13 protein-coding genes are annotated in these 13,593 nt (G+C 62.6%); 3 read left to right on the top strand and 10 right to left on the bottom strand.

What is annotated here, in order from left to right:
- Position 1 precedes the first annotated feature (1 nt).
- On the bottom strand, positions 2 to 1,495 hold the full coding sequence (locus AC6CIG_RS00420) for a sugar ABC transporter ATP-binding protein (protein ID WP_437405766.1): 1,494 nt from the start codon (positions 1,493 to 1,495) through the stop codon (positions 2 to 4).
- Positions 1,496 to 1,595: 100 nt separating this feature from the next.
- On the bottom strand, positions 1,596 to 2,579 hold the full coding sequence (locus AC6CIG_RS00415; RefSeq protein WP_018098828.1) for an ABC transporter substrate-binding protein: 984 nt from the start codon (positions 2,577 to 2,579) through the stop codon (positions 1,596 to 1,598).
- A gap of 163 nt (positions 2,580 to 2,742) precedes the next feature.
- On the opposite strand from AC6CIG_RS00415, the gene AC6CIG_RS00410 reads away from it, so the two are divergent.
- The gene (locus tag AC6CIG_RS00410; protein ID WP_018098827.1) at positions 2,743 to 3,855 is read left to right on the top strand and encodes a LacI family DNA-binding transcriptional regulator; all 1,113 of its coding nucleotides are present in this window, start codon (positions 2,743 to 2,745) and stop codon (positions 3,853 to 3,855) included.
- Between the two features lie 97 nt (positions 3,856 to 3,952).
- Here the strand turns inward: AC6CIG_RS00410 and AC6CIG_RS00405 are convergent, their stop codons facing one another.
- The 8 genes from AC6CIG_RS00405 to uxaC all read right to left on the bottom strand — a co-directional run bounded on the left by AC6CIG_RS00405 (position 3,953) and on the right by uxaC (position 11,268).
- Positions 3,953 to 4,288, bottom strand: a complete 336-nt coding sequence (locus tag AC6CIG_RS00405; RefSeq protein WP_437405763.1) for a cupin domain-containing protein — start codon at positions 4,286 to 4,288, stop codon at positions 3,953 to 3,955.
- A gap of 9 nt (positions 4,289 to 4,297) precedes the next feature.
- A complete protein-coding gene (kduD, locus tag AC6CIG_RS00400) occupies positions 4,298 to 5,062 on the bottom strand; it encodes a 2-dehydro-3-deoxy-D-gluconate 5-dehydrogenase KduD (protein ID WP_498321951.1) in 765 nt (254 codons plus the stop codon).
- Entirely contained in the window at positions 5,059 to 5,907 is an 849-nt protein-coding gene (kduI, locus tag AC6CIG_RS00395) for a 5-dehydro-4-deoxy-D-glucuronate isomerase (RefSeq protein WP_498321949.1), read from the bottom strand. The genes kduD and kduI overlap by 4 nt, the downstream gene beginning before the upstream one ends.
- A 132-nt stretch (positions 5,908 to 6,039) precedes the next feature.
- The gene (locus AC6CIG_RS00390; protein WP_100670246.1) at positions 6,040 to 6,789 is read right to left on the bottom strand and encodes a FadR/GntR family transcriptional regulator; all 750 of its coding nucleotides are present in this window, start codon (positions 6,787 to 6,789) and stop codon (positions 6,040 to 6,042) included.
- Positions 6,790 to 6,797: 8 nt separating this feature from the next.
- Positions 6,798 to 8,081 carry a TRAP transporter large permease gene (locus AC6CIG_RS00385; RefSeq protein WP_018098822.1) on the bottom strand — a complete coding sequence of 428 codons (1,284 nt, stop codon included), beginning with the start codon at positions 8,079 to 8,081 and terminating at the stop codon, positions 6,798 to 6,800.
- A gap of 4 nt (positions 8,082 to 8,085) precedes the next feature.
- Positions 8,086 to 8,646 carry a TRAP transporter small permease gene (locus AC6CIG_RS00380; protein WP_018098821.1) on the bottom strand — a complete coding sequence of 187 codons (561 nt, stop codon included), beginning with the start codon at positions 8,644 to 8,646 and terminating at the stop codon, positions 8,086 to 8,088.
- 203 nt (positions 8,647 to 8,849) lie between these two features.
- Positions 8,850 to 9,827 carry a TRAP transporter substrate-binding protein gene (locus tag AC6CIG_RS00375; RefSeq protein WP_018098820.1) on the bottom strand — a complete coding sequence of 326 codons (978 nt, stop codon included), beginning with the start codon at positions 9,825 to 9,827 and terminating at the stop codon, positions 8,850 to 8,852.
- A gap of 31 nt (positions 9,828 to 9,858) precedes the next feature.
- A complete protein-coding gene (uxaC, locus tag AC6CIG_RS00370) occupies positions 9,859 to 11,268 on the bottom strand; it encodes a glucuronate isomerase (RefSeq protein WP_498321947.1) in 1,410 nt (469 codons plus the stop codon).
- Positions 11,269 to 11,425: 157 nt separating this feature from the next.
- On the opposite strand from uxaC, the gene AC6CIG_RS00365 reads away from it, so the two are divergent.
- Positions 11,426 to 12,445: a Gfo/Idh/MocA family protein gene (locus AC6CIG_RS00365; protein WP_498321946.1), complete on the top strand. Its 1,020-nt coding sequence runs from the start codon at positions 11,426 to 11,428 to the stop codon at positions 12,443 to 12,445.
- Positions 12,446 to 12,539: 94 nt separating this feature from the next.
- Complete coding sequence (locus AC6CIG_RS00360) at positions 12,540 to 13,532, top strand: YihY/virulence factor BrkB family protein (RefSeq protein ID WP_498321945.1); 993 nt, start codon at positions 12,540 to 12,542, stop codon at positions 13,530 to 13,532.
- Positions 13,533 to 13,593 lie beyond the last annotated feature (61 nt).

The following is a 13,593-nucleotide window of genomic DNA, read 5'->3' as shown; positions in this document are numbered from 1 at the left end:
GCTACTCCACCTGATGTGCCATGGCGGCAAAGAGCGCAGCCTCGCTCAATTCCTTGCGCGGCAGCACGGCGACCGAGGTTCCGTCGCTGAGCACGGTTACCCGGTCGGCCGCCGCCAGCAATTCCTCGAGTTCGGACGAAATCATCAGCACGCCGAGGCCCTCGTCGGCGAGCCGGCGCAGGAGGCGGAGGATTTCCGATTTGGCGCCGATATCGATGCCGCGGGTCGGCTCGTCGACGATCAGCAGCTTGGGATCGGTACAGAGCCATCGGCCGAGCAGGACCTTCTGCTGATTGCCACCGGAAAGTTCCTTGATAGGCTGGTCGGGAGAGGTGCATTTGATGCCCAGCGCCGCGATGTAGCGAACGACGATTTCATCCTGGCGGGCGCGATCGACGATACCGGCGCGGGCGAGCTTCGGCAGAAGCGCGAGCGTCATGTTTTCGCGAATACTCATATCGGGAATGATGCCGTCGACCTTCCGGTCCTCGGCGACGAGCCCGATGCCGTCGGCAATTGCGTCCGCGGGCTGGCGATAGGAGCGGGCTTCGCCATCGTAGCGAATTTCGCCGCGCTGCAGCCGCTCGGCGCCGAAAATCAGGTTGGCCGTTTCGGTTCGGCCGGAGCCGAGCAAGCCGGCAAGCCCGGAGATCTCGCCTTCGCGCACCGTGAGGCTCACATCCCGCACGCGGAGGCCGGCGCCCGCATTCCGGACCGATAGCCGCACCGGTCGCTGTGCGCCCTCGTCGGCGTCCTTGGCGATCGCTTCGAAGGCCGCGAGTTCTTTGCCCAGCATATGGCGCACCAGTGCGAGCTTCGGCATGTCCGCCATTGCGGCCGTCGCCACGGTCTTGCCGTCACGCATGATGGTGACCCTGTCGCAGATCCGGTAGAGCTCGTCGAGACGATGGCCGATGAAGACGACCGAGACGCCGCCGCGTTTGAGCGTCCTTATGGTGTCGAAAAGGATGCCGACTTCCCGCTCGTCGAGGGAAGAGGTCGGTTCGTCCATGATGACGAGCCGTGCCTTCTGTGTCACGGCGCGGGCGATGGCAACCATCTGCCTGGTAGCGGCGCTGAAGCCGGCGACAGGTCGATCGACGTCGATCTCCAGATTGAAAGTCCGCAGGACGGCGGCGGCGCCTTGTCGCATCGCGGCCCGGTCGATCATGCCGAAGCGGCGGGGTTCGCGCGACAGATAGATGTTCTCGGCGACGGAGCGCTGCGGGGCGAGGTTGATCTCCTGGTAGATCGTCGCAATGCCCCGGGCCTGGCTCTCCGCCGGCATGCTGAAGGATACGTCCTCTCCCGCAAAGACGACCGCACCCTCGTCGCGCCGGTACGCGCCGGTCAATATCTTGATGAGCGTCGACTTGCCCGCGCCGTTCTGCCCGACGAGTGCCATCACCTCGGCTTCGCCGACTTCGAGAGAAGCCGCACGAAGCGCCGGAATGCCGTTGAACGACTTGCAAATGCCCTGCATGGACAGAAGCATAAGTCCTCCCGATGCCGATCTGTCTTTATCGCAGCCGATTTCGCAGCGATTGCGGATTTCGCCACCCGGCCGGAGCGTTCCGGCCGGCCGGCGAAGGATGTCAGTAGGCGTTGGCGAGTTCGGCAGCCGCGTTCGACGCGTCGTAGAACTTGTCCTCGTTTATGACCATGGGGTCGATCTTCTCGCCCTTGGCATAGCGCAGCATCGTCTCGAAGGCCTTGGGGCCGAAGCGTGGATTGCACTCGACCACCGCGGCGATCTTTCCATCGATGACCGCCTGCACCGCTTCCTTGCCGCCGTCGATCGACAAGACCAGCACGTCCTTGCCCGGGACCTTGCCGGCCGCCTCTATTGCGGCAATGGCACCGATCGCCATCTCGTCGTTATGGGCATAGACGATGTCGGCATCCGGATGCGCCTGCAACAGGGCTTCGGCGACCTGCCGGCCCTTGTCGCGTGCGAAATCGCCCGACTGCGAAGCGACGATCTCGAAGCCGCCTGCCGCCTTGATCGTCTCGTCGAAACCTTTCTTCCGGTCGTTGGCCGGCGACGAGCCGGTCGTACCCTCGAGCTCGATGATCTTCGATTTGCCGTTGGCATTCTTGACGAGCCATTCGGCGATGCGCCTGCCCTCTTCGATGAAATCCGAGCCGATGAAGGTCACGTAGTCCTCGCCGGCCTTGGCAAGCGACGGATCGACGCTGCGGTCGAGCAGGATGACGGGAATGCCGGCCTTCTTGGCGGCCATGACGGCGGGGATCAACGGCTTCTCTTCGCGCGGCGCCAGGAAGATCAGGTCCACACCCTGGGCGATCATCGAGTTGACGTCGGCCACCTGCTTGGCCGCGGACCCGGCGGCGTCCGTGTAGACGAGCTGATGGCCGAGCTTCTCGGCCTCGGCTTTCATGCTGTTTGTCTGGGCGATGCGCCAGGGATTGTTGGATTCCGTTTGCGCGAAACCGACCTTATAGGTCTCCTTCTGCGCCAGTTTGGGCAGTTCCGCGAAAGCGACGGTGCCGGCGACGGCGATTGCGCCGGCCGCCGTGGCCGCAAGCATGAACGCGCGACGTGAAATCCTGTTCATCGTGTTCTCTCCTCCCGGTTTGCCGGTACTCCTCTACCGGCTGCGAGCAACTTTATGCTTCACACGGGAAAACCTTGCGCTAATATTATTAGCAGTCAAGGCTAAAGTTATTAGCGCATGCACAAATTGAATGCGGCGTTGCAGCGCCGGACTGGGGAACGAAATGGCAAAGGGCAATGGGGGCGGTGCCTCGACTAAGGAAGGCGGCGGCGGCCGGCCGACCATGACCGACGTGGCGCGTATCGCCGGCGTCTCGCAATCGAGCGTTTCCCTCGTTCTGAATGAAATGTCCGGAGCCCGCATCTCGGCTGAAACAAGGGCGCGCGTGCGGGAAGCGGCGCGCAAGATCGGGTACAGGCTGCCGAATACCCGGCAGGATCTCGCCCGCGCTCCCGCTATCGAAAAGGATACGATAGCCTTCATCGTAGACGAGATATCGACCAGTCCGCACCCGGTGGTCAGCCTCGACGGAATTCGCGACTACGCCTTCGAACAGGGCCTGCTCGTTTCCGCGCACGCGACCCGTTCCAACCCCGACCTCGAGAGCGCCGTGCTGCGTGCTGTATTGCGCGATCCGGCAATAGCTGGAGTGATTTATGCGACGATCTTCACACGAAAGGTGAGCGTCCCGCACGAACTGGCGAACATTCCGACGATCCTGCTGAACTGCTATGCCGAGCCGCGCCAGCACCTGGCGATCGTACCCGGAGAGGTCGCCGGAGGCTTCGCGGCGACGGCGCATCTGACTTCCCTCGGACACCGGCGTATCGGCTTCATCAACGGCGAACCGTGGATGGATGCGGCAATCGATCGGCTCAAAGGCTATAAGCAGGCGCTGGCCACCGCCGATATCGCCTATGACGAATCCCTGGTGCGAAATGGCGACTGGCTGCCTTTGCGCGGCTACGAGGCTGCACTCGAGCTGCTTGCCATCGACAATCCGCCGACCGCCATCTTCTGCGGCAACGACCTGATGGCGATCGGGGCGCTCGAAGCAGCTTCGGAGCGCGGGCTTCTCGTGCCGCAGGACCTGTCGGTAATGGGTTACGACGACCAGGAACTCGCCCGCTACACGCATCCGCCGCTTTCGACGCTGGTGCTGCCGAACTATGAAATGGGCCAGAAGGCGGCGGAAATGCTGATCGACATGGCGATACACGGAAAGAACCCGCGCCCGATGACGATCAAGGTGGATGGCCCTCTGGTAGAACGGGGAACGACGGCAGCCATCCCCGAGAGGATGACTGGACGTGCTCTTGCCTTGCGCGAGGGGTGAGGCTGCGTCGAACCGGAAATGCCCGACGCAGGCGCGACGCGACGGCTTCAGATCTTGCGGCTGTGCGGTTGCAGACGGAAAACCGCTTCCTTGAAGTCTATTTCAGGAAATCGGCGCGGTGCGGCGTGAAGCTGTCGATCAGCCGGCCGGCCTCCAGCGCCTTTACGCCATGGACCACGCCCGATGGAGCAATGAAACTGTCGCCGGCCGAAAGAACCTGCGTGTGCTCGCCGACGGTGACTTCGAACCTGCCCTCTGCGATATAGCTTCCCTGCACATGAGGGTGTGAGTGGAGTGCGCCGATTCCGCCTTTCTCGAAGGCGAATTCGACCAGCATCAGCTCGTCGGTATGCAGGATCACCCGGCGCCGATTGCCCTGTCCGAGCTCTGTCCATTCGCCGTCGTCGCCACGGGCAAAAAGTTTCGTGTCCATCGTTTTCTCCTATCTGGCGAGCCAGCCGCCGTCGACCGGAACGACGGCGCCATGCATGTAGTCGGAGGCCGGTGCAAGCAGGAAGACCGCCGCATCGCCTATATCGTCCGGCGTGCCCCAGCGCCCTGCGGGGATACGTTCCAGAATGGAGGCGCTGCGCTTTTCGTCGGCGCGCAGAGCTTCCGTGTTGTTGGTGACGACGTAGCCGGGGGCCACGGCATTCACATTAATGCCCTTGGCAGCCCATTCGCATGCCAGCAATCGGGTGATGCCGAGGGCTCCGTGTTTGGACGCGGTATAGGAAGCGACGCGGATGCCGCCCTGAAAAGACAGCAGCGAAGCGATGTTGACGATCTTGCCGCGGCTTTCCTCGGCAATGATCCGGCGCCCGAAGGCCTGGCTGAGGAAGAACAGCGAACGCAGATTGACGTCGATGACATCATCCCAGTCGGCCTCGGTGAAATCCACCGCGTCGGCACGACGGATTATCCCCGCATTGTTGACGAGGCCCTGCAGAGCGCCGTGCTCGTTCCACAACCCGTCGATGAGGGAGCGCGTGGCTTCGCGATCGGCAAGATCGGCATGGGCCGCAATGAAAGTTCCGCCGGCGTCGGTGACCCTCTTTTCCGTCTCGTCCATGGCGGAGCGGCCCACGCCGATCACCGTGCCGCCCGCCCTGGCGATCGACACAGCGATACCCTGTCCGATCCCGGTATTGGCACCGGTGACGACGACACGGCGGCCGGCAAGGCTGAAGCGCGACGGTAGGCTCATCGCAGCGTCTCCATCGCCACCATCTCCACATCGGTATAGTCGACATTGTCGCCGGCCATGGCCCAGATGAAGGCGTAGTTTGCGGTTCCGCAGCCCGAATGGATCGACCAGGGCGGAGAAAGCACGGCCTCTTCCCTGGCCATCACGATGTGCCGGGTTTCGCTAGGCTCGCCCATGAGGTGCAGGACGCGGGCGCTGTCATCGAGGTCGAAATAGAGATACGCCTCCATTCGCCGGTCGTGCACGTGACACGGCATGGTGTTCCAGACCGACCCCGGGGCAAGCTGCGTCATGCCGACGACCAACTGGCAGGTCTTCACGCCTTCGGGGTGGATGAACTGGAAGATCGAACGCTCGTTCGAGGTGGCCGCACTGCCGAGGTCGAGCCGTTTGGCGTCGCCGATGCGGATATGGCGCCTTGGCAGCGCCTGATGAGCGGGCGCACTGAGCAGGTAGAACTTGGCGGGTACGGCCGCGTCCTCGGACGAGAAGGTGACCTCCTCTCCCATGCCGGCATAGGCCATGTCGCGCGGCTCGAGACGGAAGCTTTCGCCATTCATCTCGATACGGCCGGGGCCGCCGATATTGACGGCGATGAGCTCGCGCCGCTCGAGAAAGCGCGCCGTACCCGTCGGACGGATGGTTTCGAGAGCCAAGGGCTTGTCGACCGGCACGGCGCCGCCGACGATCATGCGGTCGTAATGGCTATAGGTGAGCGAGATCCGCCCCTGCCGGAACAGATCGCCGATGTGAAAATTCGCGCGCAAGGCATCGGTGTCCATGCGGGCTGCTGCTGCCGGGTCGACGGCGAAACGAATGGTGTAGTCGATATGGCTTGCGGTCATCGGCTCACGGTCCTCGGATTGGGGCACTTCCAGGAAAAACGTGTAACGTTCTCGTCCGGGAGTGCGTCGTTTCAAAGTGTTGGAGCGTCCGCTGCTTCGTTAGGCAGCGAAAACGCTCTGGAGATTGGGCAATCAGACGCCGCGCTTGGCGGCGTCCCAGGCGGCCTGCTGTCCGCTCAACCGGACTCGGTAGCGTTCCTGGCTCGCGGTCAGATGGGCGCGCATGGCGGCGCGGGCAGCTTCCGGATCGCTTTCGGAAATCGCCTTCAGGATCGCTAGATGCTCGCGCTGGAGGCTTTCCTGATATGCACGAGAAAGCACGCTTTCCGTCCCCCAGGGGGAGGCGACGTCGCAAGGGATAGCCCGCAGACCCAGCGCATCGAGAACCTCCACGTAATAGGGATTGTTGGTCGCGGCCGCGATCGCCCGGTGGAAGGCAAAGTCGCTCTTTCCGGTTGCCTCGCCGCGCTCGAGCAGGCGATCGAATTCGAAGAAGGCCTCCTGGATCTGGGCCTCCTGGGCACCATTGCGCCGAAGCGCTGCCAGACCCGCGCTCTCGATCTCGAGCCCCATCCGCACCTCGATGACGTTGAGCGCATGGGAGATCTTGTTGCCGACGTCGAGGCTGATCGAGCCGAAGGCAAGCGTCGGGTGGTCCATGACGAAAACCCCGGCACCCTGCCGCGGCTCCACGAGGCCGTCCGCGGCAAGGGTTGCGATCGCTTCGCGCACCACCGTGCGGCTGACGCCGAAGAACTCGCTCATCCGGCTCTCCGTCGGCAGCTTCTGCCCGGGCTGTATTTCGCCCTTCAGAACCTGCTCCCTTATTGCGTTCGCGACGCGTTCGGAAAGCTTCGGTTTGCGTTCGGTCAGAAGATCCATGCGGTTTGTCACCCTTTGAAGACGGCCGGCAGCCATAGCGAAAGGGCCGGAACATAGGTGACGAGCCCGAGCACGATCAACCCCGCCAGGTAGAACGGCCATATGCTGCGCATCGCCTGCCAGACGGAAATTTTCCCGACTGCACAGGCGACGAACTGCACGGCGCCCACTGGCGGCGTGTTGAGGCCGATGCCGAAGTTCAGGATCATGATGACGCCGAAATGAACCGGGTCGACGCCGTAGGCCATGGCGACCGGCAGGAAGATCGGGGTGCTGATGATGATGGTCGGGCCCATGTCCATGAAGGTGCCGAGGAACAGCATCAGGACGTTGAGCAACAGGAGTATGATGATCGGATTTTCCGAGATCGTGTTCATCCAGTCGATCAGCGCTGCGGGCACTCTGAGGAAGGCCATCAGCCAGGAGAAGGCGGCCGCCATGCCGATGATGAGCAGGACCATGGCCGTCGTGCGCACGGCCGCGAAGGTTGCCTGGACGAAATCCTGCCAGGTCATCTGCCGGTAAACGAAGACGGTCACCGCGAGCGCATAAAGGACGGCGATGCAGGAACTCTCGGTCGCGGTGAACACGCCCGAACGTACGCCCCCGAAGATGATGCCGATGAGCAGGAGGCCGGGCGTCGAAACCAGCAGATAGCGCCCTACCCGTGCGAACCCGGGAAAGATCTCCGTCGGATAGCCGCGCCGGCGTGCAACGAAATAGGCGGTAGTCATCAGTGCGGCAGCGTAAAGGAGGCCGGGAACGATGCCGGCGGTGAAGAGATCTGCGATCGAGATCTTTCCGCCTGCCGAGATCGAGTAGATGATCATGTTGTGCGAAGGCGGCAGCATCAGCGCGATCAAGGCCGCCATGGAGGTGACATTGACGGCGTAGTCCGCGCCGTAACCGCGCTGCTTCATCTGCGGGATCATGAGCCCGCCCACAGCCGCGGCTTCCGCCACGGCCGATCCTGAAATGCCGCCGAACAGCGTTGCGGTGACGATGTTGACCTGACCGAGCCCGCCCCGGATGTGCCCGACCAGCGATGCCGCGAAGGCGACGATCTTCTGGGCGATTCCGCCACGCACCATCAGATCGCCGGCATAGATGAAGAATGGAATGGCAAGCAGCGAAAACACGCTCATGCCGGAATTGAGCCGCTGAAAGATCACCAGCGGCGGCAGCCCCAGATAAAGAACCGTCGCGAAGGACGCGACGCCGAGGCAGAAGGCGATCGGCGTGCCGATCAGCATCAGCAGCGTGAACACGCCGAAGAGGATCATCATGTCCATCGGGTCAGGCCTTTATTTCAGCAGGTTCGAGTTCGGCGGCAACTTCCGCCGGCGGCATTTCGTCGAGACGATCGTCGATCGGCTCCCCGGCAAGGCGCAGGACGATGCGCTCCAGCGCGAACAGGCAAATAAGGACGCCGCCCGCGACGAGCGGCACATAGCTCCAGCCGCCGGAAATCCGCAGCGACGGCAGGACGGTGTTCCAGGTGAGAGCCACGAGCTGCCCTCCATACCAGATCATCCCGGCCCCGAAGGCGAGCGCGACGATATCGGAGATCATGCGCAGCCAGATCTTGCCGCCTTTCGGCACGACATAGAGCAGCACGTCGAAGCCGAGATGATAGTTTTCGCGCACCCCGACGGCGGCACCCAAGAAGATGAACCAGCTCATCAGCATGACGGCGCCGGGTTCGGTCCAGCTCGGCGAGTCGTTCAACACGTAGCGGCAGAACACCTGCCAGGCGACGATGAGCGTCATCGCGACGAGGCCCACACCGGCCATCCAAAGCGAGAGGGTGCCCAGCCACGAGAGGCCCCGGCCCAGTTTTGCCAATCCGTTGGACAAGGTTTCATTCCTATTGAAAGGGACGGGCAGGCTTCTGCCGCGGCCTTTGCGCTCGATTACGATGATCCTGGGTCGGGTCGATCCAAATCATGAACGTCATCGATTTCAGTTGATTGGAGCGGGATACGGGCGGAGAACCGCACACGCTTTTCCTCATCCCGCTCCAACGCGCATGGGCACAGCAGGCCTGCCCGTCTGACTCGTCACTGCACCGCGCGAACGTCCTCGACCATCTTCTTGAGGACCTCATCGGTGACGTGCTTTTCGTAGACCGGCTTCATCGCGTCGATGAACCCCTGCTTGTCGGGGGTGGTGATCTTCGCGCCGGCCGCTTCGACCTTCGCACGCGACTCCTTCACCTTGGCAGCCCAGAGCTCGCGCTGCTTGGCAACGCTCTCCTTCGCTGCCTGCTTGAAGATCTCCTGGTCTTCCGGCGTGAGCTTGTCGAAGACCGCCTTGTTCATGACGAATACCTCCGGAAGGATGGTGTGTTCGTCGAGCGAGAAGTTCTTGGCCACTTCGAAATGCTTGGCGGTGTCGTAGCTTGGAAAATTGTTTTCCGCGCCGTCGATGACGCCCGTTTCGATGCCCGAATAGACTTCGCCGTAGGGCATCGGCGTAGCGTTCGCCCCGAGTGCTGCCACCATGTCGACGAAGATGTCCGACTGGATGACGCGGAACTTCAGGCCCTTCATGTCTTCAACCGAATTGATCGGCTTCTGCTTGTTGTAGAAGGAACGCGCGCCGGCGTCATAGAAGGCAAGCACCACCACTCCGGCGCCTTCGAAGGCCTTCTTGATCTGATCGCCGATCGCGCCGTCCATCACCTTGTGCATGTGCTCTTCCGAACGGAAGAGATAGGGCAACGCCGGAACGATCGATTCCTTCACCGTTCCGTTGAAGGGCGCCATCGATACGCGGTTCAGTTCGATGACACCGGAGCGCACCTGCTCGATCGTGTCCTTTTCCTCTCCGAGCTGCGCGGAGTGATAGACCTCGACGGAGTAGCGGCCGGCTGTGCGCTCCTTGACCAGCTCGCCGAAATATTTGACCCCCTCGACCGTCGGATAGCCGTCCGGATGCGTATCCGATGAGCGCAGCACCGTCTGCGCATTGGCTGCATTGCCGATAAAAGAAGCGGCGACCAACAGACCGGCCGCCAGTTTGACCAGGATTTTCATGCTTTTCCTCCCGTTTGCATGATGTGAATTCTCAGAGCCGGTACGCCTCCTTGGCGAGACCATAGGCAAGGTCCCGCGCAAGCTCGTACGCCTCATCCTCCCGCAGGCGATGTTCCGCGACCAGACGCGCGAGAAATGCGCAGTCGACCCGGCGCGCAATGTCGTGGCGCGCGGGGATGGATGGAAACGCCCTTGTATCGTCGTTGAACCCGACGGTGTTGTAGAAGCCCGCCGTCTCGGTGGTCATCTCACGGAAGCGGCGCATACCCTCCGCACTGTCGTGGAACCACCATGCGGGTCCGAGCTTCAGCGCGGGATAGACGCCGGCAAGCGGCGCAAGCTCGCGCGCATAGCTCGTCTCGTCCAGCGTAAAGAGAATGACGGTCAGATCGCGCTCGAGCCCGACTGCATCGAGCAACGGCTTGAGTGCGGTCACATAGTCGGTGCGTGCCGGAATATCGAAACCTTTGTCGCGGCCGAACTTTGCCAGGATCGCCGGCGAGTGGTTGCGGAACGAGCCCGGATGAATCTGCATTACGAGCCCATCGTCCAGGCTCATCTTGGCCATCTCGGTCAGCATCTGCGCCCGGAACAAGCGCCGCTCGTCGGCATCCGCCTTGCCCAGCCGCACCCTGTCGAAGAGTGCCGCGGCCTCCGCTTGCGAAAGGTTGGCCGTGTCTGCCGTCGCATGGCCGTGATCCGTCGAGGTCGCGCCGAAATTCTTGAAATAGGCGCGGCGGGAGCGATGGGCGTCCAGATAGCCCGACCACGTTGCGGTGTCGGCGCCGGTGATGTCGCCGAGCTTATCGAGATTGGTCGAAAAACCCTGGAAATCCGGATCGACCACCGCGTCGGGACGGTAGGCGGGGACGACCCGTCCTTTCCAGCCGCTTTCCAGTATCTTGCCGTGCCAGCCCAGATCGTCCAGGGCACTGTCGGTCGTGGAGATCACCTCGATATTGAACCGCTCGTAGAGCGCGCGCGGGCGATAATCCGGGCGCCCCAGACAGTCGGCGACGTGGTCGTAAAGCCGGTCCGAACTGGCGGCGGAGGGCAGTTCGTCGATGCCGAAAAGCTCGGAGAGCGTATAGTCGAACCAAAGCCGCGTCGGCGTGCCGCGAAAGAGATGGTAGTTCTCGCAGAAACGCCGCCAGATCGTGCGGCCATCCGTCTCGACCGGCGAACCGTCGAGCGCCGGAACGCCGAGCTCTTCCAGCCTGATCCCCTGGCTGAACAGCATGCGGAACACATAATGGTCCGGCACGATGAGAAGTTGGGCGGGATCGGGAAAAGGTTCGTCCAGCGCATACCAGCGCGGCTCCGTATGCCCGTGCGGGCTGACGATCGGAAGACCGCTTACTTCGGCATATAGCCTCCGCGCCAGCGCACGGGTGCGCTCTTCGGCCGGAAACAACAGATCTGGATCGATCAGTCCCCTCATCACTCTCCCGCTCCTCCAACAGGTGCTCTATGGCTACGGCTTGTAAAATATATTGTCAACATACAAACTTCATGAAGTTGTATGATGACTTTCTTGCCGCGCATCGCTGCAGGATGTAGAGAGAGGTCCGGAGGAACTGTGCTGAGGGGGTGACGGAATGAAAAAGACGCGCATCGGCGTGATCGGACTCGGCATGGCGGCTGGCCCGCATGCCAAAAGCCTGCTGGACCTTGAGGAGAGAGTTGACGTCGCTGCCGCCTACAGTCCCACGGCCGCCAGGCGGGCTGCCTTTTCCGAGGCCTATGGTTTCGCGACTTGCGACTCCGCCGAGGCGATCTTCCATGATCCGTCGATCACGGCCGTCATGATATTGACGCCGCCGAGCACGCATCTCGATCTGGTGCGGCAGGCGGCCGAAGCGGGCAAGCATGTGCTTCTCGAAAAACCGCTGGAGATCACCCCGGAGCGATCGGAAGCTCTGGTGACGTTGGCCGAGCGCGCCGGAATAAAACTCGGCATCGTGCTTCAGCACCGCTTTCGCAGGGTCAGCCAGGAACTTGCGAGGCTCATCGATGAAGGCCGCCTCGGCCAAATCGTCAGTGCTTCGGCCCGGCTGCACAACTGGCGGCCGCAGAGCTATTACGATCAACCGGGCCGGGGTACGCGGGCTCGCGACGGCGGCGGCGTGCTTCTCACCCAGGCCATACACACGCTCGACCTTCTCGTTTCGCTTGCTGGCCTGCCGGAAGAGGTCAAGGCCTATGCGGCGACGAGCGGAATCCACCGCATGGAAACCGAAGACCTGGCGATGGCGGCGATCCGCTTCGCGGGCGGCGCGATAGGGACCGTGAGCGCGACCACCTGCGCTTATCCCGGCTATCCGGACGAGATAGATATAATCGGGACTGGCGGCATGGCGCGCCTGGGCGGCAGGCTGCTTGCCGTATCCTTCCACGACGGAACGGAACTCTCGGTCGAGGACGAGGCCGCGGGTGGTGCCGGCGCCGATCCGATGGCATTCCCGCATCACCATCACCGTGCGGTCCTCGCCGACTTTCTCGATGCGGTCGAGAGTAATGGCGAACCGCGCGTCAACGGGCGCGAGGCGCTGAAGGTCCACCGGCTCATCAATGCGTTTCTCGGCGCTTCGGAAAGCGGGCAGGCGCACCGCCTTTGAGCCGTCGCGTCCCGGAACAAGCTATTTACCGCGGCGTTGGATAGGCATGCGGCGAGGCGAAAGCCGGGTTCCGTCACCGGACGGGCGTTGATACATGGGTGCGAACGAAATCGAACTTGCCGAAAAGCTGGAGGCCGCGGAGCCGGGCAGGGGGCGTGCAGCCGACACGCCCGCAGATATCCCCGCCAAGGGGATGCGGGACGTCTTCTGGCGGGTGCTTTCCGAAATCGGCGAAGAGCGGGTCATGCTGATAGCCGCGGGGGTAAGCTTCTACCTTCTGCTGTCGCTCTTTCCCGCGATGGGTGCCCTCGTCTCGATCTACGGGCTCGTCGCGGACCCGTCGGAAATCGGCACCCATGTCAGTATCCTGCAGGTGATTCTGCCGTCGGACTCCTACGGGCTGATCATGGACCAGCTGGAGACCCTGACGACGCAGAAGCAGTCCACTCTCGGCATCGGTTTCTTCGTGAGCCTGTCAATCTCCCTGTGGTTGGCAGCCAACGGCATTGCCGCCCTCTTCGACGCGATGAACGTCGCCTATGGAGAAAGGGAAAGGAGAGGCTTTCTGTCCAGAACCCTCCTGTGCATCGCGTTCACCTTCGCGGCGCTCCTCTTCGCGGTCGCGCTGATCGCTGCGATCGGGGTCGTGCCGGCCGTACTGGCCTATGTGTGGGTCGATCGTTGGGTCGAGCTCGTGACCCGAGCGGCGAGATGGCCCGTGGTACTCCTCCTCGTCACCTTCGGCACCATCCTCATCTATCGTTTCGGGCCAAGCCGCGAGCGGGCGAAGTTGCGGTGGCTGAACTGGGGCGCGGTGTTCAGTACCTTGTTTTGGCTGGCCGCCTCATGGCTCTTTTCCTACTATCTCGAACATTTCGCCAACTACAACGCGACATACGGCGCCCTCGGCGCGCTTGCCGGTCTCATGACATGGGTGTGGATCTCGGTGATGATTCTCATCATCGGCGCACTCATCAACGCCGAACTCGAACACCAGACGGCGGTAGATTCGACGACGGGCAAGCCGCTCCCCTTGGGCGAGCGCGGTGCTCATGTGGCCGATACCATCGGCAAGGCGGCCGACTGATCAGCCGGAGCATGCGCCGGTTCGCATCGTCAAGGAACAATCGCCGCTTCTTACGCATTTC

This window comes from Sinorhizobium sp. GQ132 (genome assembly GCF_059758575.1).
This window is presented reverse-complemented; position numbering and strand designations above follow the sequence as displayed.